The 26,269-nt window shown below is 40.6% G+C and carries 26 protein-coding genes; 7 read left to right on the plus strand and 19 right to left on the minus strand.

What is annotated here, in order from left to right; translation table 11 throughout:
• The first annotated feature begins 33 nt into the window (after positions 1 to 33).
• From HDF25_RS23295 to HDF25_RS23310, 4 genes are read left to right on the plus strand one after another with little or no spacing between them, the layout of a single operon-like run.
• The gene (locus tag HDF25_RS23295) at positions 34 to 1,623 is read left to right on the plus strand and encodes a M20/M25/M40 family metallo-hydrolase (RefSeq protein ID WP_184628809.1); all 1,590 of its coding nucleotides are present in this window, start codon (positions 34 to 36) and stop codon (positions 1,621 to 1,623) included.
• Positions 1,624 to 1,626: 3 nt separating this feature from the next.
• Positions 1,627 to 2,337, plus strand: coding sequence for a transporter substrate-binding domain-containing protein (locus HDF25_RS23300; protein ID WP_184628810.1), 711 nt, complete (start codon positions 1,627 to 1,629; stop codon positions 2,335 to 2,337).
• 54 nt (positions 2,338 to 2,391) lie between these two features.
• Entirely contained in the window at positions 2,392 to 2,850 is a 459-nt protein-coding gene (locus HDF25_RS23305; protein WP_184628811.1) for a hypothetical protein, read from the plus strand.
• Between the two features lie 52 nt (positions 2,851 to 2,902).
• A complete protein-coding gene (locus HDF25_RS23310) occupies positions 2,903 to 3,355 on the plus strand; it encodes a hypothetical protein (protein ID WP_184628812.1) in 453 nt (150 codons plus the stop codon).
• 25 nt (positions 3,356 to 3,380) lie between these two features.
• Here the strand turns inward: HDF25_RS23310 and HDF25_RS23315 are convergent, their stop codons facing one another.
• The 5 genes from HDF25_RS23315 to HDF25_RS23335 form a co-directional block, all read right to left on the minus strand.
• Positions 3,381 to 3,923, minus strand: a complete 543-nt coding sequence (locus tag HDF25_RS23315; protein WP_184628813.1) for an SRPBCC family protein — start codon at positions 3,921 to 3,923, stop codon at positions 3,381 to 3,383.
• 81 nt (positions 3,924 to 4,004) lie between these two features.
• On the minus strand, positions 4,005 to 4,700 hold the full coding sequence (gpmA, locus tag HDF25_RS23320) for a 2,3-diphosphoglycerate-dependent phosphoglycerate mutase (protein ID WP_184628814.1): 696 nt from the start codon (positions 4,698 to 4,700) through the stop codon (positions 4,005 to 4,007).
• 36 nt (positions 4,701 to 4,736) lie between these two features.
• Positions 4,737 to 6,500 (minus strand): ABC transporter ATP-binding protein, encoded by a 1,764-nt coding sequence (locus HDF25_RS23325; RefSeq protein WP_184628815.1) that lies wholly within the window; start codon positions 6,498 to 6,500, stop codon positions 4,737 to 4,739.
• Positions 6,490 to 8,229 (minus strand): ABC transporter ATP-binding protein, encoded by a 1,740-nt coding sequence (locus tag HDF25_RS23330; RefSeq protein WP_184628816.1) that lies wholly within the window; start codon positions 8,227 to 8,229, stop codon positions 6,490 to 6,492. Before HDF25_RS23330 ends, HDF25_RS23325 begins: the two co-directional genes overlap by 11 nt.
• A 121-nt stretch (positions 8,230 to 8,350) precedes the next feature.
• Entirely contained in the window at positions 8,351 to 9,130 is a 780-nt protein-coding gene (locus HDF25_RS23335) for an Fpg/Nei family DNA glycosylase (protein WP_184628817.1), read from the minus strand.
• Between the two features lie 173 nt (positions 9,131 to 9,303).
• On the opposite strand from HDF25_RS23335, the gene HDF25_RS23340 reads away from it, so the two are divergent.
• Together HDF25_RS23340 and dcp are read left to right on the plus strand one after the other, a co-directional pair.
• Complete coding sequence (locus HDF25_RS23340; RefSeq protein ID WP_184628818.1) at positions 9,304 to 9,648, plus strand: response regulator; 345 nt, start codon at positions 9,304 to 9,306, stop codon at positions 9,646 to 9,648.
• Between the two features lie 40 nt (positions 9,649 to 9,688).
• Positions 9,689 to 11,827, plus strand: coding sequence for a peptidyl-dipeptidase Dcp (gene dcp, locus HDF25_RS23345; RefSeq protein WP_184628819.1), 2,139 nt, complete (start codon positions 9,689 to 9,691; stop codon positions 11,825 to 11,827).
• A 95-nt stretch (positions 11,828 to 11,922) separates the two neighbouring features.
• On the opposite strand, the gene HDF25_RS23350 is transcribed toward dcp, so the two are convergent.
• The 10 genes from HDF25_RS23350 to HDF25_RS23395 form a co-directional block, all read right to left on the minus strand.
• Positions 11,923 to 13,173 (minus strand): sulfate adenylyltransferase subunit 1, encoded by a 1,251-nt coding sequence (locus HDF25_RS23350; protein ID WP_184628820.1) that lies wholly within the window; start codon positions 13,171 to 13,173, stop codon positions 11,923 to 11,925.
• On the minus strand, positions 13,173 to 14,078 hold the full coding sequence (gene cysD, locus HDF25_RS23355; protein WP_260409451.1) for a sulfate adenylyltransferase subunit CysD: 906 nt from the start codon (positions 14,076 to 14,078) through the stop codon (positions 13,173 to 13,175). The genes HDF25_RS23350 and cysD overlap by 1 nt, the downstream gene beginning before the upstream one ends.
• A gap of 10 nt (positions 14,079 to 14,088) precedes the next feature.
• Positions 14,089 to 14,793: a phosphoadenylyl-sulfate reductase gene (locus tag HDF25_RS23360; RefSeq protein WP_184628821.1), complete on the minus strand. Its 705-nt coding sequence runs from the start codon at positions 14,791 to 14,793 to the stop codon at positions 14,089 to 14,091.
• A 2-nt stretch (positions 14,794 to 14,795) separates the two neighbouring features.
• Positions 14,796 to 16,259 (minus strand): TSUP family transporter, encoded by a 1,464-nt coding sequence (locus HDF25_RS23365; RefSeq protein ID WP_184628822.1) that lies wholly within the window; start codon positions 16,257 to 16,259, stop codon positions 14,796 to 14,798.
• Positions 16,260 to 16,271: 12 nt separating this feature from the next.
• Positions 16,272 to 17,066, minus strand: coding sequence for a uroporphyrinogen-III C-methyltransferase (cobA, locus tag HDF25_RS23370; RefSeq protein ID WP_184628823.1), 795 nt, complete (start codon positions 17,064 to 17,066; stop codon positions 16,272 to 16,274).
• Complete coding sequence (locus tag HDF25_RS23375) at positions 17,056 to 19,152, minus strand: HEPN domain-containing protein (RefSeq protein ID WP_184628824.1); 2,097 nt, start codon at positions 19,150 to 19,152, stop codon at positions 17,056 to 17,058. The genes cobA and HDF25_RS23375 overlap by 11 nt, the downstream gene beginning before the upstream one ends.
• 242 nt (positions 19,153 to 19,394) lie before the next feature.
• A complete protein-coding gene (locus tag HDF25_RS23380) occupies positions 19,395 to 20,108 on the minus strand; it encodes a hypothetical protein (protein ID WP_184628825.1) in 714 nt (237 codons plus the stop codon).
• Positions 20,105 to 20,488, minus strand: a complete 384-nt coding sequence (locus HDF25_RS23385; RefSeq protein ID WP_184628826.1) for a GntR family transcriptional regulator — start codon at positions 20,486 to 20,488, stop codon at positions 20,105 to 20,107. The genes HDF25_RS23380 and HDF25_RS23385 overlap by 4 nt, the downstream gene beginning before the upstream one ends.
• A 1-nt stretch (position 20,489) precedes the next feature.
• Positions 20,490 to 21,269, minus strand: a complete 780-nt coding sequence (locus tag HDF25_RS23390; RefSeq protein ID WP_184628827.1) for a hypothetical protein — start codon at positions 21,267 to 21,269, stop codon at positions 20,490 to 20,492.
• Between the two features lie 6 nt (positions 21,270 to 21,275).
• Positions 21,276 to 22,106, minus strand: coding sequence for an ATP-binding cassette domain-containing protein (locus tag HDF25_RS23395; protein WP_184628828.1), 831 nt, complete (start codon positions 22,104 to 22,106; stop codon positions 21,276 to 21,278).
• 407 nt (positions 22,107 to 22,513) lie between these two features.
• Here HDF25_RS23395 and HDF25_RS23400 point away from each other — a divergent pair, with 407 nt between their 5' ends.
• Entirely contained in the window at positions 22,514 to 24,178 is a 1,665-nt protein-coding gene (locus HDF25_RS23400; protein WP_184628829.1) for a MutS-related protein, read from the plus strand.
• 8 nt (positions 24,179 to 24,186) lie between these two features.
• Here HDF25_RS23400 and HDF25_RS23405 read toward each other — a convergent pair whose 3' ends face one another.
• From HDF25_RS23405 to HDF25_RS23420, 4 genes are all read right to left on the minus strand, one after another.
• The gene (locus HDF25_RS23405; protein ID WP_184628830.1) at positions 24,187 to 24,411 is read right to left on the minus strand and encodes a hypothetical protein; all 225 of its coding nucleotides are present in this window, start codon (positions 24,409 to 24,411) and stop codon (positions 24,187 to 24,189) included.
• 128 nt (positions 24,412 to 24,539) lie between these two features.
• Positions 24,540 to 25,187, minus strand: a complete 648-nt coding sequence (locus tag HDF25_RS23410; protein ID WP_184628831.1) for a zeta toxin family protein — start codon at positions 25,185 to 25,187, stop codon at positions 24,540 to 24,542.
• Complete coding sequence (locus HDF25_RS23415; protein ID WP_184628832.1) at positions 25,174 to 25,437, minus strand: hypothetical protein; 264 nt, start codon at positions 25,435 to 25,437, stop codon at positions 25,174 to 25,176. The genes HDF25_RS23410 and HDF25_RS23415 overlap by 14 nt, the downstream gene beginning before the upstream one ends.
• Positions 25,438 to 25,578: 141 nt before the next feature.
• A complete protein-coding gene (locus HDF25_RS23420) occupies positions 25,579 to 26,262 on the minus strand; it encodes a hypothetical protein (RefSeq protein WP_184628833.1) in 684 nt (227 codons plus the stop codon).
• Positions 26,263 to 26,269: the final 7 nt, after the last annotated feature.

Raw genomic sequence — 26,269 nt, forward strand, 5'->3', positions numbered from 1 at the left:
CTTTAAACTATAAATCTTAACCCTCAGAAATTAATGAAGACTACTCAGAAACATCCTACTTTTGTGTATTTAAAGCAAAGTACAAAGCTACTTTTTGTTTCCCTGCTGCTCACAGGAAACATCAGTTATGCACAGACAAAAACACAGGTCATAGACAATATTGTCAAAGAGGCTAACGAAAATTCTCAACTGGAGAACCTTGCCCATGAACTCATGGACGTAGTTGGTCCCAGGCTCGTAGGTTCGCCTCAGATGAAACAGGCCAATGACTGGGCTGTAGCTAAATACGCCAGCTGGGGAATCACTGCTAAAAATGAAAAATGGGGCGAATGGCGCGGATGGGAACGCGGGATCTCTCATATTGATATGGTTTATCCCCGGGTAAAATCCCTGGAGGGTATGCAATTAGCCTGGAGCCCTGGAACTAAAGGAAAATCGGTAGTCGGTGAAGTGATTATTTTCCCTGATCTGGCCGATTCCATAGCCTTTAGTCGCTGGCTTCCCAACGTGAAAGGTAAGTTTGTGCTATTATCGATGAACCAGCCTACAGGTCGTCCGGATTATAACTGGCAGGAATTTGCAACCCCCGAATCTTTCGAAAAGATGAAGAACAGCAGAACTGAACAAACCACTGCCTGGCGTTCCAGAATGAGCAAAACAGGTATGAAACCAAAAGCCATTGCCCTTGCCTTAGAAAATGCCGGTGCTTTGGGTATCGTAACCAGCAACTGGTCAGCAGGATTTGGCGTTAATAAAATCTTTGGGGCAAATACCACTAAGGTCCCTTCTATAGATATCTCTCTGGAAGATTATGGACTATTGTACAGACTACAGGAAACAGGAAACAAACCAAAGATCAGTGTCCATACCGAATCTAAGGAATTAGGTTTAGTGCCTACATTTAACACGATCGCAGAGATTAAAGGAACAGAGAAACCTGATGAATACGTCATCTTATCTGCTCATTTTGATTCCTGGGATGGTGGAACAGGCGCTACTGATAACGGAACAGGCACAATCACCATGATGGAGGCTGCAAGGATTCTGAAAAAGATGTATCCAAATCCTAAAAGAACTATTCTGATCGGACACTGGGGAAGTGAAGAACAGGGTTTAAACGGATCGAGGGCATTCGTCGAAGATCATCCTGAAATTGTCAAAAATATACAGGTTGTATTTAATCAGGATAATGGTACAGGAAGAGTCGTTAATCTTTCAGGACAGGGTTTTCTGAATTCCTACGATTATCTGGGTCGCTGGTTAGCTAAAGTGCCGGAAAACATCAGAAAACAAATCACAACTAATTTCCCAGGTGCTCCGGGAGGCGGAGGTTCGGACTTTGCATCCTTTGTCGCAGCTGGTGCACCGGCATTCTCTTTAAGTTCCAACAGCTGGTCTTATGGCAGCTATACCTGGCATACCAACAGGGATACTTATGACAAGATTGTATTTGATGACGTTCGTAATAATGCTACACTGACAGCGATCCTGGCTTATATGGCCAGTGAAGATGCAGACAAAACATCAGCTGCGAAAATTGTATTGCCTTCCAATCCAAAAACTGATGAGCCAGGAAAATGGCCTCCGGTTGTAAAACCAACACGCAAAGGCGGTGTAAACTAATTTATGAAACCAATCACCCGTTATTTACTCTTCTGTTTACTGTTGCTGGCTACTGCCTGCAACAGTAAACTGACACCAGCTGGCCAGATCCTGATAGGTACTACCGGTGACTATCCTCCACTAACTAGCTTTGACACAGCCAGTAAACAATTTATTGGGGAGGATATCGAACTGGCTTTACGTTTAGGCAGACATCTGGGCAAACGGGTAGTTTTTGTAAAAACAACATGGAAGGATCTCAACGCAGATCTCCTGGCTAAAAAATTTGATCTGGCTATAGGTGGAATTTCCATCAATGCAGCCAGGCAAAAATCATTCATTTTCTCTGCTCCTCTGCTGATGGACCGTAAAGTAGCCATTTTTCGTAAACAGGAACAAAGCAAATTCGTAAATTTTCAGGCGATTGATCAGGCAGGTATCAGGATTATTGAAAATATCGGCGGCACTAACGAGCAATTCGCCAGAAAGCATATTCATCAGGCAACATTAAACGTTATTCCCGATAACCAGCAGGTTTTCATCACCTTACTGAACAGTGGTGCCGACGTCATGTTCACGGATGAAACCGAGGCTAAATATCAACAGCAGAAACATCCGGAACTGTCATGGATCAGGCTGGACGAAAACACGAGTCCCCCTTATGCTAAAGCTATTATGTTTAATCAGGCTGACACACTACTTCGGCGACAAGTAAATAGCTGGTTAAAAAAATAGGCCATTGATTGTGGAATTGATTAAATTAGTACATCATTAATCAAAACAGACACGATGAAAACTTCCATCCTGATAGGTATGACCCTTGCTTCGGCAGCGTTATACAGTTGCAGTCAGAATAACGGCGCGACCAATAAACAACCAGAAAAACCTATATCTACAACCTGCTATATGGCTATTGACGGAAAAGACACGGCCAGAATGGAACTGAATCAGTTCAGTAAAAATATGGGCGGAAACCTGGTCATCAATTTTGCTAAGAAAGACAATAACAACGGGACAATAGAAGGTAAATTCAAAGGTGATACACTATATGTTGATTACATTTTTAAAGTCGGAAAAGATAAACAGGCCCATATGAACCCGCTTGCCTTCCTGAAAAAAGACGGCAAATTAATTATGGGAGTCGGTAAAATGGAAAGTACATTAGGAAGAACCTATTTTAGAAAAGATGTGCCTATAGACTTTGTACAGGGCAGGTTTACATTTATACCAGTGCCTTGTAAAAAATAGAAGATCCGCGTATGGAATTGGTTAAGTAAATGCATCCTTAACCAAAACAGCTATGATCAAAACTTCTATATTGGTGTATATAACCCTTGCTTCAGTGATGTTATATATTTGCACACAGGATAACGGCGCAGCCGGGAAAGAACCAGAGAAACCTCTGTCTACAACCCACTATATGGCAATCGACAGAAAGGATACGGCCAGAATGGAGCTGAATCAGTTCAGTAAAAAGGTTGAAGGGAAACTGATAATTACCTATCATAAGAAAGCCAATAACAGAGGTGAAATTAAGGGTAAATTCAAAGGTGACACCCTATTTGTCAATTATGTTTTTAAAGTCGGCAAGAATAAACCAACGTACAAGAATCCACTGGCTTTTTTGAGAAAAGATGGTAAACTAACGATTGGAATCGGCAAAATGGAAAATACCATAGGCAGGACCTATTTCAAAAAAGATATCCCTATAGACTTTGAGCAGGGCAGATTTACTTTTATACCAGTACCCTAAAAAAGGAGCTTGAATAGCTCCTTTTTTAGGGTTTTTCCAGAATACCTTTCAAATTGTCCAGTCCAGTCTGTAAATCGGGGCCCAGCATTTTATCCATGTTCATAAATAAAAGCATAACGTTCATCGGGTAATTCATCACTCCGGTAAATGCCCATTTGACCCTGGTATGATCCGGGGAAAGCGCCGTTGTTTCGAGGTAAGCCTCGGAATTACTTTTAAAAGGCTTGATAAAACGCAGATGGTAATCAATCCGTTGCCCTTCAGTAACTTTACTGATCTCCTGTTCGCCTGTACCCACGTTTTTAACCTCACTACTCCAGGAAGAGATAAAACCAACTGTTCCGTCAGTTCCTTTGAATTCTTGCTTCATCTTAGGATCCATCCTGGCCCATTTTGAAAAATTGTTCTGATTTCTCAACAGTTTGAGATATTCAAAAACCTGTTGTTTTGGTTTGTTAATCGTTATATCCCGTTCCACTGTATATTCTTTTTTGAGAAAAAGACCGACAACCAGAAGGAACACCACAACGACCACAACAATTGTAAGAAGAGTTTTTACAATAGACATAATATCAGTGATTTAATAAATTAAAAACATATTCAAACATACAGTTTTTAATAAGTAAACAAGGCTCTGGCTATGACAATCTTAGGGAGCAGGAAGATAATATTTACGCAGTGGCACAAAACTATCATCCAACTCATAAACCAGCGGAACTCCGGTTGGAATCTCGTAATTTACAATATCTTCATCCGAAAGCTTATCCAGGTACTTCACCAATCCCCTGAGCGTATTACCATGTGCGGCAATCAGGATATGTCTGCCGCTTTTGAGTGCCGGAGAAATCTCGTTCTGATAATAAGGGATTACCCGCTCCATCATCGTTTCCAGACTCTCAGTCAATGGTAAAAGTGAAGGATCTATATTGACATAACGCGGATCCAGATAAGGTGAACGGATATCATCAGGCTCCAGTGAAGGTGGTAAAATATTAAAGCTCCTCCTCCAGATTAATACCTGTTCAGGACTGTATTCGTGAACTGTCTCTGCTTTATTGAGCCCTTGAAGCGCCCCGTAATGTCTTTCATTGAGCTGCCAGGCTTTGATCTCCGGAATCCACAGTAAATTCATTTCTTCAAGCACAAGATGTAAGGTTTTTATCGCCCTTTTCAAGACAGAAGTATAAGCGATGTCAAAAACAAAACCGGCCCCGGCCAATAGTTTACCAGCCTGTATTGCCTCGGCCCTGCCCTTCTCACTTAAATCTACATCCTGCCATCCGGTAAACCTGTTTTCGAGGTTCCATTCGCTCTGTCCGTGTCTGATTAAAACAAGTTTATTCATGCCAGTAAAATTTACTAAATATAAGCAAAGGCCAGCTTAGCTTAACCTTTTCCCATGCATTAAACGGTCGACAGCTTCTTTAAAAGAACCTGCACGTGTGACTTCTCCCGAATTAATGAAGAATATCTCATCTGCGTTTTCAATCGTATTTAACCGGTGGGCAATAATGACCAATGTGGTTTCCTTTGGTAAATTATCCAGAATCTGTCCAAGCAGCTGCTCTGTGATCGTGTCAATATTGGCCGTAGCCTCATCCAGAATCAGCAACTCAGGCTTACGTAATACTGCCCGCATAAAAGCAATAAGCTGTTTCTGACCAATACTCAGGCTTTCCCCTCCTGATAAAACAGGTGTTTCCAGTCCCTGGTCAAAAGTAGTCAGTAAACCTTCGAGTTTAGCTTCTTTTAATACTTGTAAAAACTGCTCATTGCTGAACTGATGATAGCTGTTATTACTATACAGAATATTTTCCTTAACTGTACCCGTAAACAGAAATGGCTCCTGCAGGATAAATCCGATTTTCTCAGCTCTCTCCTGCGGGCTATAAGTACGAATATCCTTTCCATTAAGTAAGATTATTCCTTGTAAAGGATCATACAGCCTGGCCATAATAGAAGCCGTTGTCGTTTTTCCTCCTCCGGTGGGTCCGACCAGCGCATAAGTTTTACCTTTTTCCATAGTAAAACTGATATTATGCAATATCTCATAACCACCCGGATAACCGAAATGTACATTTCTGAATTCCATGACCGCATGACCGGGGTCCTGCGTATCATCATAGGAAATCGTTACCAGATTGTTGTTAAGCGATAAGATCTGCGAAATCCTGTCCCATCCTGCCAATGCAACCTGAAAACTGGTCCAAAGGGCTGCCAGCTGACGCAGCGGGTTGTAAAAGTTTGTCGCATAAGAAAGATAACTCACCAGTAAACCTATGGTAAAATTCCCTTGCGTAATCAGGTAAATACCAAAAGACAACACCGTTAACTGTGCTATAGAAGAAAGGAAACCAAATACTGGCAGGAATATATTATTTGCCAGTCCGGCACCAATGGCTGTCCCGTAATTCTGCCGGTTTGCAATGTCAAATCTCTTCCTGAAATAATCCCTTCTGTTAAAGGCTATAATAACCTTAAAGTTATTCAGGCTTTCCTGAATCTCAGCACTCATGGAACCAGTACTTTTTAAGTTCAGTGCGTTCTTTTTCTTAATCCAGGGAGAAACGAGCTTCGTAAAGAAAAAGATAAATACAGCGGGTATCAGTGTGGCCAGTCCAAGTTCAATATTAATAACCAGTAAAAAAATACCAGCACCGGTCATGATCACGATATTACTGATAAACTGCATCAGCGCCTGAGAAAAAAACTGGTTCAATTTATCGGTATCATTGTTTACTCTCGAAATCAGGTCACCTGCCTTATTCTCATTAAAAAAGGCAAGCGGAAGTTGCTGGATCTTATTAAAAATAGCATTCCGCAACTCAAAAATAATACGCTGCCCTAAACCACCCATCAATTTGGTCTGGAAATAGCTGCTCACAAAAGCGATGACATACATCGATAATAAAATGCCTGAAAAGACCAGTACACCATGATATTGTTTGGTCAGTATATATTTGTCAATCGTGTGACCAATTAAAAATGGGCCTAATAAATTCAGTGAAGCATTCAGCAAAACCGCTGAAAGCGCGATATAAAGTGTTTTCCGCTCCTGTTCAACGAGCTTCAACAGACTCTTTACTCCTGACCAGGTAGAGCTTTTTGCTTCTGTGCCAGGCAGGCTGTTAAGATTATAATTCATAATTGCTCGTACTTTGTTGTGAGTTAAAAATCTGTATATATTCCGGACTTTTGTTCATCAGTTCCTCATGTGTCCCAGCAGCCAGCAATTCGCTCTGCATCAACAGAATGATCTGTTCATAATGTTGTACGGCTTCAATTTTCTGGGTCACAGAAATCAGGGTCAGCCCCGGATAGTTCCGGGTAATATTTGCCAGGATCTTCTGTTCGGTCTGCGGATCTACCCTCGCTGTAAAATCATCAAGCAATAAAATTCTGGGGTTCAATGCCAGTGCACGTGCCAGCATAATTCTTTGTTTCTGACCTCCCGAAAGACTCAGTCCACGTTCCGACACTTTAGTATTTAAACCTTCAGGTAAAGCATCTATAAAGTCTTTCAACTCTGCTGTTTCAATAGATTTTTCCAGTGATTCATCGGTCACAATATCACTGAAAGCGATATTTTCACGGATGCTCATGTTAAACATAATACTATCCTGAAATACGAAACCAACCTGCTGATGAAAAGCTTCCGATTGATATTCCTGAATCAGTCTTCCATCATAAAGTACCTCTCCCGAACTTGCCGGAATAAGGCCCGTCAACAGATAAAGCAATTGAGATTTACCAGCAGCAGTCGGGCCGATAACAGCAATTTTCGCTCCCGGATTTACCTTAAAAGAGATATCGGCTAAAGATGATTTTTCGCCGTAATTCACACTCACTCCTTTGAGTTCTATCGCTCCGGTCAGCTTTTCAGTGACTGTACCAGTCTCTACAGGGTCCTCAGCGTTCAGTACATGACTGATCCTGCCAAAAGAAGCTGTTGCCTGTGCAATAACATTACTCATGAAGCCAATCACCAGGATTGGAAAGATCAGTAAAGCCAGATAACTGTTAAATGCAGCGAAATCACCAATGGTCATACTTCCCCTGATCACATAATGTCCACCCAGGGCAAGGATTGTTAATCCAGCCATATTTGCTGTAAAAACTATGATCGGAATCAGATAGGCAAATAATTTGAGGATAGAAACCCCTATGTTTTTAGCCTGTGTACTGGCATTAAAAAACTTCTCATATTCCAGCTGCTGGGAATTGATTACCCTGATCAGTGCAGCCCCCAGAATACTTTCATTAATAACCTTATTTAACCAGTCTATGACCTCTCTGCTCTTTTTAAAGAGCACTTTTACCTTCCCCAGTACGATGTAATAAGCACCCCCGATAATCGGGATAATACAAATCGTAGTCAGCCCCAGTCTCCAGTTAATACTCAACAATAAAATCGTAGCCCCAATGATGATAAACAAGGAAGAAACAATCGAAACAATGGCCTGTGAAATAAACATTTTGACAGAGTCCACATCCGATGTAAGATTGGTCAGTAATTTTGAAGGATTGGTCCGCTCAATAAAAGCAAAACTCTGGGCAGAAATTTTTTGTGTGATCCGTGTTCTTAAATCACGTGCCACCCGCTCAGAAGCAAAAGTCTGTATAATCCCCTGTAAATAACTGAAAATAAAAATAACAAAAGCAACAGCTGTAAACTCTTGTATGATGGTTTTATAGGAAAAATTCCCAGTATTATAGGCATCGATACCATGACCTATCAGTCTTGGGAGCCACAAATTCAATCCGTTACTGAATAAAGCAAACAGAATGAGCAGGATAACCATTGCTCGATAGGGTTTTAGCAGGCTGAATAGTCCCGGCGGGCTCTTTTGATCCGTACTGTCTTGTTTTTTCATTTTAAGTTTTGTTCCTCCGGCCCGCTGAGGTGCCTGGTTAAAGGAACGAATATAATGTAATAGGTTGAAATATTACATCCACAATTCAGCACCTGTTTAAATTTATCCGATGGAACCAGGATTAATTGAAAATCTCCTGCTCCTGCGTATAATAAGTTTTCCTGGCACCAGTTTTATCAATCAGAATAGGTACACCAGAAGGGCTATGTGTTTTCTTGGTTGTATGAATCCGTAGAAAATCCCGTAATTCACCACTGATAATTGTCGGATCAGCTTTTGAAATCTGTTTTACAGCATTCTCCAGTACATGCCTGACTGCTTTAGCCAGGTCTCTGAGTTTAGCTTCGGGGATTTTATTGGCGGCAGAGAAAGGAGATATTCCAGCCTCCCATAAAATTTCATCAGCATAGGCATTCCCTATTCCCCGGATAATATGCTGATCTAATAAAACATTTTTAACTGTAGCCTTCCGCGAAGCAAATATACGTTTAAAGAATTCCTGGTTGATTGCTTCGGATAAGGCATCTGGCGTATGGTCTGCTTCAGGATTTAGTGTTGCCCTGGCCATTCCCTGAAAATCAGTTAAAGAAAAATGAGTACCATCTTTAAAAACCAATTCGACAATGGTGTGCTTACGGCTGTCCCCGTCGGTAAATAAATGCAGTTCACCTTTCAGCATCAGGTGTAAACCCAGTACTGCTCCATTTTCAAATCCGAAATACAATTCTTTTCCGGTGCGGGATACACTGGTCAGTTTTTGAGATTCAAGGGTTTCTTTTAATTCAGTGACCGGAACGTTTAATTTTTTGCTGTTTCTAACGGTGATTTCTTTGAGTTGCCTGCCGCTGAGTCTGCGGTGAAGATTGCGGCTGAAAATTTCTAGATCAGGTAATTCAGGCATATAGGATTATTTAGTTCTACATCGGTTAAATCAACGTTAAATTACAGTTAAATTATGAATTCAGCTAATAATATGATCCAATTTGACACATAATACGTAAATACCAGAAAGCTATTATTTACCAGATCATCAAATGCTCTCAAAATCATTTTTTGATTCTTATTTTTTTGCGGATGAAAAAAGTGATTGTACAGGATACCAACTGTGACTTACTCGAGACATTAACCTTTCTGCTGGAAGAAGCCAGCTTTGAAGTACTTCCGGTACTTCATTACAAAGATGTTGTTTCACTGATCAACGTATTTAATCCGCATTTGATTTTACTTGATTTCAGACTTTCCGGAGAAGAATCTGTGTCAGTTTGTACCGCCATCAAGCAAGGTTTCCCCTCCCTTCCCGTAGTTGCCCTCAGTTGTAATCATGATATCCAGACTGAGTATGCAAGGGCCGGTTTTGATGATTATATTTTCAAACCCTTTGATATCGATCATCTGTTCACCGTGCTGGGAAAATATTAATTAAGTTTTATGTAATTTCGGATAAACCATTTATATAAAAATGAACAAAATATTTATCATGCCTTTGATGGCTATTATTGCAGTGACATCCTCCTGCAATAACAACAACAAAGCTGGCCAGCAAAAATCCGCTTCAACTTCCGGGCCGTTTGCAGAACCCAGCAAACTGGCCTACCAGACTCCTGCATTTGATCAGATCAAAGACGATGATTTTCAACCCGCCTTTGAAGAAGGGATGAAAATTCAGCTGGAAGAGATGCAGAAAATTGCGGATAATCCGGATGCACCAACCTTTGAAAACACATTGGTCGCAATGGAGAAAAGTGGTCAGCTTTTAGCCCGCGTGAACAATGTATTCAGTGCACTGACCGGAGCTAATACGAATCCGAAACTACAAAAGATACAGGAAGACATTGCTCCGAAACAAGCAGCACATCAGGATGCAATCTATCTGAACTCTAAACTGTTCAAACGTATTCAGACTGTATATGCCAGTCTCAGCAAACTTAAACTCGACCAGGAAGATAAACGCCTGGTTGAATTCTACGAGCAGCAATTTGAACTGGCAGGTGCTAAACTATCTGATGCAGACAAAACCCAGCTTAAAAAACTGAATGAAGAGGATGCTTCTCTGAGTGCTAAGTTTACGAACCAGTTACTGGCAGCCAATAAAGCAGGGGGACTGGTTATTGCAGACAAGGCTGAACTGGCAGGTCTTTCGCAGGGAGAACTGGACGCCGCTGCCCAGGGTGCAAAAGCCAATAAATTGAATGGCAAATGGTTAATCCCTCTACAAAATACAACTCAGCAGCCCTCTTTACAATCGCTGACTAACCGGGCCACCAGAGAGAAATTATTTAATGCTTCCTGGAACCGCACCGAAAAAAATGACGCAAATGATACCCGCAGCACGATTCTGCGTCTCGCAAAAATCCGTGCAGATAAAGCGAAACTGATGGGTTTCCCTGATTATGCCACCTGGAAACTTCAGGACCAGATGGCCAAAACACCTGCCGCTGTAGAAGCTTTCTTCGCCCAGTTGGTTCCTGCTGCAACGGCCAAAGCCAGAGTCGAAGCCGCCGACATCCAGGCTCAGGCAGATCTGGAAAAAGGTGGTTTTAAAATACAGCCCTGGGACTGGGATTACTACGCTGAAAAAGTAAGGAAACAGAAGTTCGACCTGGATGAGAATCAGGTTAAGCCTTATTTCGAATTGAACAAAGTGCTGGAAAACGGCGTTTTTTATGCGGCGACACAGCTTTACGGCATCACTTTTAAAGAACGTCATGATCTGCCTGTCTACCAGAAAGATGTAAGGGTGTTCGAGGTTTTTGATAAAGATAAATCCACCATTGGTTTATTTTATTGTGACTACTTTAAACGGGATAACAAATCGGGCGGAGCCTGGATGTCTAACCTGGTCAATCAGTCCAAACTAATGGGTACCAAACCTGTGATTTACAATGTATGTAATTTCACCAAACCTGCTGCCGGTCAACCTGCTTTAATCAGTTTCAGTGATGTGACAACCATGTTCCACGAATTTGGCCATGGATTACACGGGCTGTTTGCCAATCAGAAATACCCTATCCTTTCGGGCTCCAATGTAGCCCGTGATTTTGTAGAGTTCCCTTCGCAGTTTAATGAACACTGGGCAATGGATCCTTCCGTATTCAAAAATTACGCGGTGCATTACAAAACCGGTCAGCCGATGCCACAGGTTTTGGTAGATAAAATTAAAAAAGCAGCGACATTCAACCAGGGATATAACCTGACCGAAATTCTGTCAGCTGCATCACTTGATATGGCATGGCACAAGCTTTCGCCAGACAATACACCCAAAAACACGGATAAATTTGAGCAGGAATCACTGCATAAACTCAAACTGGACCTCTCTGAAGTCCCTTCCCGTTACCGGACAAGTTATTTTTCTCATATATGGGGAGGCGGATATGCAGCTGGTTATTATGCATACTTATGGACAGAGATGCTGGATGATGACGCTTATTCCTGGTTTGAGGAAAATGGTGGTTTGAACAGGGCAAATGGTCAGCGTTTCCGCGATATGATCTTGTCCAAAGGCAATACAGAAGATTATGGGAAGATGTTCCGCGATTTCAGAGGTCATGATCCTAAAATCGGACCGATGGAGAAAAACCGCGGTTTGCTAGTTAAATAGGACCTTTTAAAAACAGTAATGCCCTTTTCTGCCAATATTCCATAAAAATGGAAAGCCGGCAGAAAAGGGCATTACTGTTTTTAAAAAGAAAAGACTTATTCCACGATTGCTCTGAACATCAGTGCACCCACAGTCAGGTTGGTACGTCCGTCAATTAATATTGCAGATCCGTTAGCCTTATTTTCTGTATACAGATCAAAAGCCAGTTCATCTGCTGTTTTAATCACCACACGACCTATATCGTTTAATTTAAACTCATGTGTATCCTCTTTTTCCAGCGTATTGATATTTACCTTATGCAGGATCTCTCTGATTTTACACTTAGTGACCTTACTGTTGTGCTGTAAGAAATAAGTAATGGAATCATCCATTGGCTTGTTATCCATCCAGCACAAATCGGCCTCTATCAATTGGGACCGCTGTGGAAGGTGACTGGAATTTACCAGTACATCTCCCCTGCTGATATCGATATTATCTTTCAGATGTAAAGTCACAGACATACCCGCTGTCACTTCCTCAGGCGCCTGATCAAATACTTCAATTTTTTCAATCACAGAACTGCTTCCCGAAGGTAATACAGTTACCCTGTCATTCACTTTAAAAGCACCACTCAGGACTCTGCCGGCATACCCTCTGTAATCATGCAAAGCATCTGTTTGCGGACGGATCACCCATTGTACAGGCATACGCGCAAAAGTGGATGTCTGGCTGCTGTTTACTTCCACTGTCTCCAGGAAATCCAGCAGGCTGTCCCCTTTATACCAGGGCATGTGCGCTGAAGGATGAACAATATTATCCCCTTTCAAAGCACTTACAGGGATAAAGGTAATATCCTGCAGATTCAGCTTGGCAGCCATTTTTTTATACTTTTCAGTGATCGTGTTAAACACTTCTTCACTGTAGCCTTCCATGTCCATTTTATTGACACAGATCACTACGTGGCTCACCCCCAGTAAAGATACCAGATAAGAATGCCTGATGGTTTGTTCTACCACCCCATTTCTTGCATCTACCAGGATAATAGCCAGATTCGCCGTAGAAGCACCAGTAACCATGTTACGCGTGTACTGGATATGACCAGGTGTATCAGCTATAATAAATTTTCTTTTTGCTGTCTGAAAATACTTATAAGCCACATCAATGGTAATCCCCTGCTCTCTTTCTGCGCGTAATCCGTCAGTTAAAATAGCCAGGTCAATGGTACCGTCATCATTTTTACGGTTTGACTGTTGTAAGGCCTCCAGCTGATCGGCAAGAATAGAGTTTGTATCATATAATAATCTGCCGATCAGGGTACTTTTCCCGTCATCGACACTTCCTGCTGTAAAAAACTTAAGTATATTCATTAAAAGTATCCTCCTTTTTTGCGGTCTTCCATCGCTGCTTCAGACACTTTATCGTCCAGGCGGGCACCACGTTCACTTATTTTTGATGCGCTGATTTCATCTATAATATCATCAATCAGATCAGCTTCTGATTCTACAGCTGCGGTACAACTCATATCTCCTACCGTACGGAACCTGACCTTGCGGTGAGTCACTACGTCATCCTCATCCATATTCAGGAACGGAGAGGCAGCCATCAGCTGACCATTCCGGGTAATACAATCTCTGTTGTGTGCAAAATAAATAGAGGGCAGATCCATGTTTTCTCTGCGGATATAGTTCCATACATCCAGCTCAGTCCAGTTACTGATTGGAAATACTCTTACATTTTCACCTTTGTGAATTCTGCCGTTGTAGATATTCCATAATTCAGGGCGCTGACGTTTAGGGTCCCAGGAACCAAATTCATCTCTTACAGAAAAAATTCTTTCTTTAGCCCTTGCTTTTTCCTCATCCCTTCTGGCGCCACCGATACAGGCATCAAAGCCGTGTTTCGCGATGGTATCCAGTAAAGTGACTGTCTGTAAAGCATTCCTGCTTGCATTTTTACCTTTCTGCTCAATGACCTTACCATTGTCTATAGACTCCTGCACATAACCCACAATGAGTTTTTCGCCCAGACGTTCTACCAGCTGGTCGCGATAGGTAATCGTTTCTTCAAAGTTATGTCCGGTATCAATATGAACAAGCGGAAATGGAAATTTACCCGGACGGAAAGCCTTTTCAGCCAGTCTGACCAAAGTAATAGAATCTTTTCCCCCAGAGAACAGCAGTGCAGGTTTTTCAAACTGCCCCGCTACCTCACGCAGAATATGTATAGCCTCTGCTTCTAATTCGTCTAAATAATCTAAATTATATTTACTCATGTGTTTCTGGTTATTTTGTGGCATGCAAACCACATTCTTTCTTTGACTGATCTTCCCACCACCATCTTCCGGCCCGGAAATCTTCTCCTTCCTGAACCGCTCTGGTACAGGGCGCACAACCGATGCTGGGAAATCCTCTGTCATGAAGCGTATTGTATACGATATTGTTCTTTTTAATATATGCTTTAACTTCTTCCAGGCTCCAGTAGAAAATCGGATGAAATTTAATCAGCTGGTTTTCTTCATCCCACTCCAGGTTTGACATATCAGTCCGGTTTAAAGACTGCTCTGCCCGGATACCGGTTACCCAGCATTTATTTCCTTTCAAAGCTCTTTTTAAAGGAACTATCTTTCGAATATAACAACATTCTTTCCGGTTTTCTACAGATTCATAGAAACTGTTTGGCCCTTTTGCAGAAATCAGCTCTTCGAGCGCAGCCGCATCAGGGTGATAAGCATGAATAGGTTTCTGGTAATTTTCCAGTGTCCTGTTCCACACGTAATAGGTTTCAGGAAATAATCTTCCAGTTTCCAGCGTAAAAACCTTAACAGGCAGGTCATTGGCAAATATCAGATCAGTAATCACCTGATCTTCCCAGCCAAAACTTGTAGAAAAGGTAATTTGTCCGGGGAAAGCTTTGGCAAGAAAAGCCAGTGCCTCTATAGGGCCCAGGTCTTTGATCTGCTCTGCTATCTCTTCCAGGTATGCTTTCATTTCTATAATACTTTAATCATAAACATAACAATACTTCTTAAACTCACCAGGATGACGATAAAACCGACAGCCACCATGATACTCTTCACAGAAATCCTGTTAGAAACCTTCGCGGCAATTGGTGATGCCAGGGCACTGCCGATAACCAGCCCGGCTACAGCTTCCCAATGCGCCGATTTCAACATCGTGATAAAGGTCAGAGAGCTCATCAGTGCAATAAAAAACCTGGTTAGTTTAACTGTCCCCAACGAGAACCTGGCATTTCTGCCCCCGGCAATCAGGCTGGATAATACGATAGATCCCCATCCTCCGCCGCCTACAGCATCAATAAAACCGCCAAAAAGGCCAAGTAAAGAGATCTTCTTAATCTTACCTCCTGCTCTCTTTTTAGACACATTAAATGCTTTGGAAAGGATTACCCCTCCAAGGATTAAGGTATAGAAAGAAACCAGTGGTTTGGTATAGGCACTATAATGCTCGAGTGAAGACAAAAGATAGGCCCCGGTCACAGCTCCCAGGATACCTGGGATAATCAGCAATTTGAATAATTTCCAATTGACATTTCCCATCCGGTAATGCATCCATCCGGCGATTCCGTTACTCAAAACTTCTGACAGATGGACACCCATACTGGCCGAAGCAGGCGGAATCCCCATGGAAAGAGAAAAAGCTGTTGAGGTTACACCATAAGACATCCCGATAGCCCCGTCTATCATCGCAAAAATAAACCCTCCAATTAAAAACCAGTAAAAGACAGGATTGATTGCCGAAACATAAGCCTGAAACTCAGGTTCGCGCTGCCAGAAAACGGCAATCAGGATACCAATTGATAAAACAATCGTCAGCCAGATCAGCCACCTGAATTTCGGGAATGGTGTTTTCTGTGCGGCAGGCTCAACCAGTACAGCACTCACCTCATTCAATTGCTTAACTTTCGAACTGAAATCTCCATTTAAAGTATTACGGAATTTACTCATTTGCTGTAGGGTAATATCCAGTTCTCCCGGTAAGTTATCATTAAACAATTCTTTTAATCTTTTAGCAATAGTAGGTGATTTGCCATTGGTAGAGATCGCTATTTTCAGATCCCCCTTTTTAACAATGGAACCCAGATAGAAATCACAATACTCGGGTTTGTCGGCCACATTAACCAATAATTTCAAAGCATGGGCATCATGGATAATCTGCTCATTCAAGACATTATTATTGGTCGCTGCAATAACCAGGTCAGCCTCCTGTAAATCGGCCGCAGCATAAGTTTTATGCAACAGTTTTACCTGTGGCAAACGGCTGGCCAGTGCTGCAACATCTTCCGAAATCTCTTCAGCAATAACTGTAATTCCAGCCTGTTCGCTTTGCTGAAGAACTGCATTTAACTTTTCAAATCCTACAGGACCTGCTCCGATAATCACTGTCCGCAATTGGTTCAGTTTTAAAAATACGGGAAATAGCTGATTACCTTCCAATGCTTCTTCTGATTATAATTCTTCCTTAATTGCTGCAAAAAAATCTTTGATTGGCTGGAACTGGGGATGCAGGGAAACTACTTCGCCAAAGACCAGAATGGCAGGAGCACCTATCCCTTTTTCCAAAACCACTTCTTCAATGGTATCTACTATTCCTATAGCCAGTTTCTCTCCTTCAGTAGAACCACTTTGTATCACCGCAACCGGGAGTTTATGTTTCCCTTCCTGTTTATACAATTTAACAATTTCCTTCAGTTTGTTCAATCCCATTAATACCACAACTGTAGCCTTTGTCCGTACAGCTTCATACAAATCATTAGAAATCGCACCAGAAGCTGTAGATCCGGTAACTACCCAGAAGCTTTCGCTTAATCCGCGGTGCGTAACCGGGATTTGCTGCAAGCCTGGTACAGAAATAGAACTGGAAAGACCAGGAATCATTTGCGCCGGGATATTATATCCTGCAGCAAAATTGAGTTCTTCATATCCTCTGCCAAATACAAATGGATCTCCGCCTTTTAAACGGACAACATGCCCGTAATTCAGTGCATAATCAACCATCAGTTTATTGATCGCATCCTGTGAATAAGAATGTTCACCAGAACGTTTTCCGACATAAACTTTGATCACACCGGCCGAAGCATAATTCAGTATTCTTTCATCAACCAGTGCATCGTATAAAATAACATCAGCATCTTTCAATGCATTTGCACCTTTCATGGTAATCAGTTCTGGATCTCCCGGACCAGCACCCACGAGTGTTATCCTGGGTTCTCTTCTATTTTTTGTTCCTGAATTATTTTTCATTGACCTGCGCCTCCCTTTTCGCTCTCATTTCCTGGTAAAATTTTGCAGCCTGAGTCAAATATGCTGTTGCAAATTCTTCTGTAGGCTCATTTTTATTGATCTGAAGAACCAGTTCATTAAAAGTAGAAGGCAAAATCACCTCCCCGGTTTCAACGAAATTCGTATCAAATTCTCTGATCACACCAACCTGTGTGCTGCTATTAATATTTTTATCTAATAATAAGGCCTTTGCTGTATTCACGAACACACTATAAGAGTGGTAAATCGCATCAGACCAGGCATTTCCTTCATAGGCAGATTCTGCCCATAATAGTTTTTCTTCTCCTTCGAGCAGTAAAGTTGCCACCAGGTCGATTACCACTCCGGCACATTCCCCCACACCAATAGCGGTGATAAAGGTTTCTTCATGTCCCCAATCCACATATTCTTCATCTTTCAGTGCAGTGAGGTCTGCCAGTGGTTTCAACAACTGATAAAAATAGTCCTTGCCTTTTACATCATAATACTGGTGAAAACTTTCGTCCGCCCCAGAATTACTGCTATAATCATCAAGTACCGTACGTAAAATAGCCGGTGCACGTTTTGTAGGAGCCTTAATGACGCGCTCTGCTACTCTTCCGACACCATCTCCTACTGTTCCACCGCCAATCATGACCTGTACAGCAGGTACAACTTTACCATTGGCTTTCACAGAACTTCCATGAAATCCAATATGAGCCAGACCATGCTGACCACATGAATTCATACAGCCGCTTATTTTGATCTTAATATCTTTATCATAAATCAGATCCGGATACTCTTCTTCGATAACTCCTTCCAGTACTGCGGCAAGCGACATGCTATTGGCAATTCCCAGGTTACAGGTATCCGTACCAGGACAGGTTGTAATATCACTTACACTATCAAATCCCGGAACAGCAAAGTTCAGTTCATTTAAAGCACTATATAGTGGGATCAGGGCTTCTTCCCTGACAAATTTCAATAATAAACCCTGGTTTTGTGTAATCCTGATTTCGTCTGCAACGTAAGGACGTATAGCTTCTACGAACACCCTGGCCTTGTCAGTTTTGATATCACCTACCGGAACTTTGATGTATACGCCGTAAAAACCACTTTGTTTCTGTGCAAATACATTGGTCGCTAACCAGCGCTGATAATGATTTTCATCAGCAGGACGCAAATCAGAAGGCTTCAACACCGCCGGGAACTGAGGTAAGGGTACAGTTCCCAGGTCTACCGCAAAAGTTTTTGATTTATTCGCTGTTACTTCTTCTGCAATCAGGCGGGTTACTTCTTCCAGTCCAAGTTTCTGAACCAAATATTTTAATCTTGCTTTATTTCTGTTGGTTCTTTCTCCGTGACGGTCAAAAACCCTCAGTACTGATTCGGCATAAGGAATTAACTGATCTTCGGGAAGAAATTCATGTACTACACTGGCCAGGAACGGCTGTGCCCCTAATCCACCGGCAAACATAACCTTAAAACCGCGGTCTCCTTTTTCGTTAAGTTTTGGGATGAACCCTAAATCATGAATGTAACTGAAAGCAGTATCTTTTTCTGTTGATGAGAAAGAGATTTTGATCTTCCGTCCCATTTCCTGACAGATCGGATTACGTAAAAAATATTTAAATACGGCCTGTGCGTAAGGAGAAACATCGAAAAGTTCTTCGGGATTAATCCCTGCATCAGGAGATGAAGTTACATTTCTGACTGTATTACCGCAGGCTTCACGCAAAGTGATATCATCACGTTCCAGTTCTGCCCAAAGCTCGGGTGTACGGTCCAGGCTCACATAATGAATCTGAATATCCTGTCTGGTTGTTAAATGCAGGTTTCCGCTTCCGTATTCATCAGAAACATCAGCAATACGCAGTAATTGTTTAAAAGTTACTTTTCCAAATGGCAGTTTAATACGCACCATCTGTACCCCCGGCTGCCGCTGACCATATACGCCACGCGCCAACCGCAGACTGCGGAATTTTTCATCGTGTATTTTTCCCTCACGAAAGGCACGGATCTTTTGTTCAAGATCTATGATATCTTTTTCTACTACCGGGTTCTCCAGCTCCGTTCTAAAACTTTGCATGTCAATAAATCTTGGTTAAGGATTGTTTTGTTTTAAAGGCGTTTTAAGGTCTTCGGTTTCAAAGATATATATTCTAGATAGAATTAGTAGTATTAATATAAAAAAAACAAACAAATGACCATTAAACGACCCTTAAACAAGGATTCACAATCAGATACAATTTTAAACCTCTAAGAAAAAAGGGTATTAAAAAACCCGCAGCCTGAATCAGGAGCGGGTTATTTACTAAAATAAAAATTCAGTTATCTGAGCATTTTAGCTACTTTTCCATTCAGAAAAACACTGGCACTATCTGACAGGTTATAACTTGTCTTTACAATTTTGGGATCAAATAAACTTAGTTTGCTTTTACCGGGAACGTTCAGCAGTGCAGTATCAATCCTGGTGTCGGAAGAGAGTATAAGTTCGGCATCTCCGTATCTTTTATCCCCTACATTCGCATCCAGCTTTCTGAGTTCCATATTGCGAAGTGAGATACTGGTGTTAAATCCTATATTTAAATTCAGGTGATCCGTTTTATAACCACTTATAGCCATTTGGTCAAGATGGTCATAACGGTTAGGTGCTTTTGGTACATCGTATGAAAATGAAGATACAGCATTTAATTTCCTGGTAAACAAAATAATATTCCCATACCCTATCGGTTCATCACCCTCTTTTTTAGGAACAAGTCCCAGATTAAGCGTTTGACCAGTTATCTTTAACGAGATCTTTTCTTTAATGTCTTTGTCAATCCATATTCCTTCTTTCTCTCCGTATTTCACTTCGACGTTAATATTATCCCCTATTTTCAGGTTTAACTTCTCAATTCCGTTTAAAGGGGTAAACTCCATCCCCCTGAAAGGACTCCTGTATTCTCTGGTCAGATAAACTTCTTTAATTTTATAATTATAGACTGTCAAACAGCCCAGAATGACTAATATCGCTGCTATAATCAGCATGGTGCTTGTTTTCATAATTGTTCAGATTGATTTTTTTCTACGGTGAAGGTTTCAAAACGTTGTTTAATTTCGTCGATGCTGATATCCAGCAGATCCAGGTTTCTAAAAAACTCGGGCAGCTCCTGTCCAAGGAATCTTTCTTTCCGGTAAGCTGTCATTTTCTCTTTCGCATCGGGCATTACAAAAAAACCAATCCCTCTTTTATTCATAATAATTTCTATCCCTTGCAAAAACTCGTAAGAGCGCATCACGGTATTCGGATTTACCTGTAAACTCACGGCCAGCTCTCTCACTGAAGGGATCTTTTCATTCAATACCCATGTCCCCATGAGTATATGATCTCCTATATAGGCTGCTATTTGCAAATAAATAGCTTCGTTTTCTCTGAATTCCATCTTATACTTGTTTTTCTTTCAGCTTATAAAATGCTGCTGTCCACAATAAAAAAGTAACTGTTAAGACCATTACGATCATAATGATCTTTCCCGGCCCTTCTGCAGTCAGATTAAAAAACTTCCCGTTTTCTATAAAATTCACCTGCTGAAACGGTACCGGATGTTTGACATCAGCATCCAGTATCAGTCTGATCAAAGGCTGATTAATCAGGGTAAGTGCAATCATAAAGATGAAAAACAGGAAAGTCGTTTTAATAAAATGCAGCTTGTTAAAGAATATAGCTCCCAGAAATGAAACTGAGTTTAAGAAAATGAATGTCAGAAACACAATGTAATTTCTGTTTTCAGGCCCAAAAATGTTCAGTACTTTATTCTTCTCCAAATGATAACTATCTCCTATGCGCAGAATGACTATATCGATCACATAAAAACTGGTTAAGAAAACGATCAGGAAAAATACAAAAGAGTACAACCAGATCACTAAATATCTTTCTAAGTGAGATACAGGGAGGGTTAATATGGGCATCGCTTTCTTTTTATCCCCCAGATCTGAAAATATCATACTGGTAAAAATTGTTCCGGCGATAATCAGGAAGTTTGTAAAAAATGCAAACTGCGCTGTCTCTCCTAATTCTCCATTATTGATAGAGGCCGTAAACCCTAAAGCCAGTGCTATGATTCCACACAATACAGCCGTTGACATTAAATAAGTTTTGTAATGTTCTTTGCTTTGTTTGCTCAGCAGCATCACAAACCGCTTCATATTAAATATATTGTTCATATCGATCTAGTTTAAAACGTCAATAATTGATTGATGACCTGAAGTGATTGCGTTAAAGAGAATCTCCATGTCTACTTTACCATAATTCTCTGAGCTGTTCACACTGATTGTATTTGCTCCAATCATTTCCTGTTCTACATATAAGATCTGAGCTGCATTGGCATGTGAAGCAGTGGTAAACTGGATCCTTTCCGCAATCTGATCTAAAGAAGTATTGAGCACGATCTCCTGTTCATGTAAAACCAGCAGAGTATCTATTAAACTGTCCAGATCCCGGACCTGATGTGTCGAGATAATAATACATCTCTCCTCCGTCAACGCAGAAGCTATAATTTTACGGAACTGCACTTTGGATGGAATATCCAGACCATTAGTCGGTTCATCCATGATCAGTAAGGCTGTATTGGCTGCCAGTCCAAATGAGATCATAAACTTCTTCTGCTGTCCAAATGACAGACTGCTTAATAATTTATGCGAAGGGACTTCAAACTCCTTCAGCATTTTCCTGAATTGCGCAATATTAAAATTGGGATAGAATTTACTGGTGCTCTCCATATACTGCTCAGCAGTAATCGCCGGCATATACAGCTCTTCTGCAATAAAGAAGAGCTCCTGTAAAAAGGAAGGTAAACGATCAGCAGCACTGTATCCCTTTAAGATACAATTTCCCTGCAAGGGATAAACGAGTCCGGCCAGATTTTTAAGCAATGTTGACTTTCCTGCTCCATTCTTCCCTAACAAGCCATAGATATGGCCAGCCTCCAATTCCAAATTCAGGTTTTTGAACAATAATGCTTTTTTACTGTAGCCAAAGGTTAAGTCAGATATTTTGATCATGCTATAGTGTATTAGTTCATTAGTACACTACAAATGTATCAAAGAATTTGAGCTTTCCTATAGTTTCACGAAATATTTTTCAAAAAAAATACCCGGACATCCACCCGGGTATTTTTTTTTCAACTAAACCTTAACTAGAAAATACTAACCAAATATTTTACTGGCACAAACATACAGCCCTTATATAAAGAAAATGTTAGAGTTTGTTTAAATTTAGATGCTCAAATTGTTTATAGCTTATTTTTAAGCTATAAACAAATGAGCAGATGCATTTTAAACAAACTCTCATAATTTAATCATCAGATTATACAACCCGACCAGGATTTCTGCCACAAAAGAGATACTTAACCTCTTTTATTTATTTTTTATTTAAATTTCGCATCTTTTCATATTATCATCTTTTACCCATGCTGATTCTGGCCTATATCCTTCTTGCATTATTCTGCGTTTACTTCATCGTGTACCTGTTTAAAAAGAACTTCTCTGTAAAAATGCAGCGGGAAGAGCTTCGCAGGGATTGGGGAACGGCCAAAAACAGCAGGTATTTCGATTTCGACTCGATAGAAAACTATTTTTTGAATACGATTACTGAATCTGCTGATAAATTACAGTTGATCTCTGATAAAATAGCCGATGATTTGTATATCAATGATGTTTTTAAGCTGATTGACCGTACGATATCTAAAGTCGGCCAGCAATTTTTATATGCGAGATTAAGGACAATTGATAAAGAAAAGACTGATCTGCTTATCCAGGATGCATTCGCCGATATCATTACCGCCGATGAGGAATTAAGAATGAATACGCAGCTCACACTAATGAAACTGCAAAAAAATGACTCCTATTATTTCCAGGACCTTGTTTATGCCAAAAAGGTAGCACGCCCGTCATTCATGCCTATTGTTTATCTACTCTCTGCACTCAACGTCGCCTGTCTTTTTATCGCTATCTTTCAGCTGAAGGTTCTTATTGTATTTTTTGCCATCTTCATTATCAATTCATTTATTCATTACTGGAATAAAAACAATGTAAGTGTACATACTGCATCATTAGGTGAATTTCTCAAAGTATTTGACACGGCTAAGAAACTGGATGCAGATCCCAAAATCGCTGCCCAGTTTCCTGAAACAGCCGGTTTACTGAAGGAACTGACCCCATTGAAAAGAAAAATGCTGGGGGTAAAACTGGATAACCTGGCAGAAGCTGATATGGTGATGATCGGTTATATGCTCTTTGAACTACTAAAAATAGCCTTTAATGTCGAAATGATCCTTTTCTATTCTATTATTGATTCATTAACCGCACAAAGGGAACCACTGAAAAGGCTTTTTAAGTTTGTAGGTATAGTGGACAGTAGTGTTTCAGTAGCTTCTTTAAGAGCATCATTGGGAGACGATTATTGCAAACCGGTTTTCAGCCCTGATAATTGCATGGAAATTACCGGCCTGAGACACCCGCTGATTGTAAACTGTGTACCGAACGATCTTCAGCTTGAACATAAAAATTTGTTGCTTACAGGCTCTAATATGTCGGGTAAAACAACTTTTATCAGATCGGTGGGGATTAATATGATCTTAGCGCAAACTTTGTTTACCTGTACGGCCAGCAAGTTTGCCATGCCTTATGCTAAAATATTTTCTTCTATTACCATCTCTGATAGTTTGCTGGAAGAAAAGAGTTATTATTTTGAAGAGATGCGGATCATTAAGAATTTCATTGCCGAATCTACTAGCAAAGAACCTTGTTTCTTTATCCTTGATGAAATCTTTAAAGGGACGAATACGATTGAAAGGGTGTCAGCCGGTAAGGCAATCCTCTCCTATCTGGCAACAGGTAATAATCTCGTTTTTGTCTCCACACATGATACGGAATTAAACGATCTGTTGCATACATCCTATGATCTTTACCATTTTACTGAAACTATTGCCGAAGAAGAGCTTATTTTCGATCATACCATCAAAAAAGGGCCATTAAAGACAAGAAATGCAATCCGGATTCTGGAGATCAATGATTATCCGACATCGATTATTACAGATGCCAATGCTACGGTTGACTTGTTGATGAAAGCATAAAACAGGTTTCAGATCAGGTCAGAAGGATCTTCTTTATGGACGTGGTCTGCTAATTTATAACCGCCTTTATCCCCTCCCTTATCATCCAGGCACAATAAGACAACCAGCGAGATAATCGGGATTAAAAATGAGATGAAGAACCAGAACCAGAATTTTCTGCCCATACTCTTGGCTAATATCCCTGCAACGATCTGCGGGATCAGTAAGACCATCATTAAAAGTAATTCAGGCATAAATAATGGATCTAGCGTTCATTCCTCATTGTGTATCAAAAACTTCTCCATAGATACTAATAAAAGCACAATATTAAAAAATCAATCCTGCTTATTTGTAATACAGAATTTTGATTTTAGATGAGTTATTACCTCTCCAAAAAAGATTTAAGTCGAGTAAATAACAATGGTAAACCCTTTTTGATCCAGGCTTTCTTTAGTGCTTTTGGAGAAACATATTCAATAATATTATCTTCTAAGCTACAAAGTAACGTTGGCACTAACATCCCATCATATAATTCTAGTCTTTGAAATGTTTGGTATTGTGTATTAATATGCAAAAGGTTATCGTTAAATACTCCTTTAATAGTATCAGGCCTAACAATATGCCCACCCTCAAGGACTCTCTGCTCAACCCGACCAATACAATCACCTACTTTATCTAAACAAAGATAATTAAGCTGAACCTGATATCCAGCAGTTTCAAACATATCAATATACCTCCAATAATCAGGGTGAGATAATGGGGTTTCCAGAACAAAATACTCTTTCACCGCTATAGCTTTTCTCATTTCTTCAAAAAGCTTTTCTTCCATCATACGGGTAGCATGAGTCACTCTTATATTTTCTGAAAGGCCTTCTGATTCTAATTCCGATTCAAAAAATACCCTGGTATTATCTCTATCAAAAGAAAATATCCCTTCAAAAGCATCAGGCAACATAGTTTGAATGTGTGTAGACTTACCTGCGCCATTTGGACCAGATATAACCAGGAGTGTTGGTTTAGAGTAATCCATAAGCTTTGCGGACGTTGTCGGCCTGCAATCCTTTAAGAACCTTTATAACACGAGTGCGAAATTTCTTACCTGCAGATGCGACTTCCTGAATTTCAATGCGCCCATCAGCAAATTCCTTATAGACCTGTCCTTCTGGAAGCTTTTCTGAAAGAATAAGAAATGGAAGATTATTGCTGAAATTTTTAGCTCTCAGATTCTTTATGGTAATAAGATATTTTTCATGCTTAGTTTCAAGCTTAAAATCTGACATATTTCTAACCTCTAATTGTTTAGTAAAAATACGAAATTTATGATATAAACTAAAATCGTCTTATGTCGATTTTAGTTTATATCATAAATTTTTACAAAAGAAAAGACGAGCCCCGATCAGAATATGATCACACTCTTGTTACTATCTTCCCTCACGGACAGATTGCATTTTACCAATGGTTTCTAATCTATTGAGGGTTGTCCTAAAAACTGGGAGATTCTGTGTATCACTGGCATTTTCAGGGTTTGCGATGAATTTGCGCATCGCCTCCGCATATTCCTTACGGAAATCTGCATTATCCGGATTCACGTTATACTGCGCCTCGGCTTTTTTGACTGGCATTAGATTTTCAGCAATTTTGCTTTTGATACCATAGGCTGACTGATCAGTCATAATCACAATGTTCTTTTCAAAACCAGGAATATATCTAACGACAAAACGTTCCCCTGTATTTGGGATACGAATTTCATTGCGGATAGGATATAATGAAGCCGTTGTTGTAGAAAAATCAGTTACCACATCTTTTCCGTCTGCAGTTTTCACGACTACGTCGTAATCCCAGATATACTCATCATTTAACCTCGAATTGGTCTCTGTGGCCAGTGTAACAACCGCCGAGCCTTCGGTTCCCCATTGAGCCAGAAAAACAGCATTCACAAACTGCCCGGTAAAAACGTTGAGCACCGCCAGGATAAAACCCATGATCACATAAAAAACTTTGTGTCTCCAGATACTGAGACCTATTCCTACAAATAATAAGATCACAAATGACCAGGCGCCATGATGGGCAAAAAAATAGAAAACCATGGATAATAATTTCAACATAGCTATA

It is taken from the genome of Pedobacter cryoconitis, from assembly GCF_014207135.1.
Taxonomy (GTDB): domain Bacteria; phylum Bacteroidota; class Bacteroidia; order Sphingobacteriales; family Sphingobacteriaceae; genus Pedobacter; species Pedobacter cryoconitis_D.

What these genes read in the sequence shown, in the direction of transcription:
- HDF25_RS23295 (WP_184628809.1), top strand. Translation starts at nt 34, where the DNA reads ATGAAGACTACTCAGAAACATCCTACTTTTGTGTATTTAAAGCAAAGT.
- HDF25_RS23395 (WP_184628828.1), bottom strand. Translation starts at nt 22,106, where the DNA reads ATGATCAAAATATCTGACTTAACCTTTGGCTACAGTAAAAAAGCATTA.
- HDF25_RS23385 (WP_184628826.1), bottom strand. Translation starts at nt 20,488, where the DNA reads ATGGAATTCAGAGAAAACGAAGCTATTTATTTGCAAATAGCAGCCTAT.
- HDF25_RS23305 (WP_184628811.1), top strand. Translation starts at nt 2,392, where the DNA reads ATGAAAACTTCCATCCTGATAGGTATGACCCTTGCTTCGGCAGCGTTA.
- HDF25_RS23310 (WP_184628812.1), top strand. Translation starts at nt 2,903, where the DNA reads ATGATCAAAACTTCTATATTGGTGTATATAACCCTTGCTTCAGTGATG.
- HDF25_RS23375 (WP_184628824.1), bottom strand. Translation starts at nt 19,152, where the DNA reads ATGCAAAGTTTTAGAACGGAGCTGGAGAACCCGGTAGTAGAAAAAGAT.
- cobA (WP_184628823.1), bottom strand. Translation starts at nt 17,066, where the DNA reads ATGAAAAATAATTCAGGAACAAAAAATAGAAGAGAACCCAGGATAACA.
- dcp (WP_184628819.1), top strand. Translation starts at nt 9,689, where the DNA reads ATGAACAAAATATTTATCATGCCTTTGATGGCTATTATTGCAGTGACA.
- HDF25_RS23330 (WP_184628816.1), bottom strand. Translation starts at nt 8,229, where the DNA reads ATGAAAAAACAAGACAGTACGGATCAAAAGAGCCCGCCGGGACTATTC.
- HDF25_RS23415 (WP_184628832.1), bottom strand. Translation starts at nt 25,437, where the DNA reads ATGTCAGATTTTAAGCTTGAAACTAAGCATGAAAAATATCTTATTACC.
- HDF25_RS23315 (WP_184628813.1), bottom strand. Translation starts at nt 3,923, where the DNA reads ATGTCTATTGTAAAAACTCTTCTTACAATTGTTGTGGTCGTTGTGGTG.
- HDF25_RS23420 (WP_184628833.1), bottom strand. Translation starts at nt 26,262, where the DNA reads ATGTTGAAATTATTATCCATGGTTTTCTATTTTTTTGCCCATCATGGC.
- HDF25_RS23390 (WP_184628827.1), bottom strand. Translation starts at nt 21,269, where the DNA reads ATGAACAATATATTTAATATGAAGCGGTTTGTGATGCTGCTGAGCAAA.
- HDF25_RS23340 (WP_184628818.1), top strand. Translation starts at nt 9,304, where the DNA reads ATGAAAAAAGTGATTGTACAGGATACCAACTGTGACTTACTCGAGACA.
- HDF25_RS23405 (WP_184628830.1), bottom strand. Translation starts at nt 24,411, where the DNA reads ATGCCTGAATTACTTTTAATGATGGTCTTACTGATCCCGCAGATCGTT.
- HDF25_RS23300 (WP_184628810.1), top strand. Translation starts at nt 1,627, where the DNA reads ATGAAACCAATCACCCGTTATTTACTCTTCTGTTTACTGTTGCTGGCT.
- HDF25_RS23335 (WP_184628817.1), bottom strand. Translation starts at nt 9,130, where the DNA reads ATGCCTGAATTACCTGATCTAGAAATTTTCAGCCGCAATCTTCACCGC.
- HDF25_RS23360 (WP_184628821.1), bottom strand. Translation starts at nt 14,793, where the DNA reads ATGAAAGCATACCTGGAAGAGATAGCAGAGCAGATCAAAGACCTGGGC.
- gpmA (WP_184628814.1), bottom strand. Translation starts at nt 4,700, where the DNA reads ATGAATAAACTTGTTTTAATCAGACACGGACAGAGCGAATGGAACCTC.
- HDF25_RS23325 (WP_184628815.1), bottom strand. Translation starts at nt 6,500, where the DNA reads ATGAATTATAATCTTAACAGCCTGCCTGGCACAGAAGCAAAAAGCTCT.
- HDF25_RS23400 (WP_184628829.1), top strand. Translation starts at nt 22,514, where the DNA reads ATGCTGATTCTGGCCTATATCCTTCTTGCATTATTCTGCGTTTACTTC.
- cysD (WP_260409451.1), bottom strand. Translation starts at nt 14,078, where the DNA reads ATGAGTAAATATAATTTAGATTATTTAGACGAATTAGAAGCAGAGGCT.
- HDF25_RS23410 (WP_184628831.1), bottom strand. Translation starts at nt 25,187, where the DNA reads ATGGATTACTCTAAACCAACACTCCTGGTTATATCTGGTCCAAATGGC.
- HDF25_RS23350 (WP_184628820.1), bottom strand. Translation starts at nt 13,173, where the DNA reads ATGAATATACTTAAGTTTTTTACAGCAGGAAGTGTCGATGACGGGAAA.
- HDF25_RS23380 (WP_184628825.1), bottom strand. Translation starts at nt 20,108, where the DNA reads ATGAAAACAAGCACCATGCTGATTATAGCAGCGATATTAGTCATTCTG.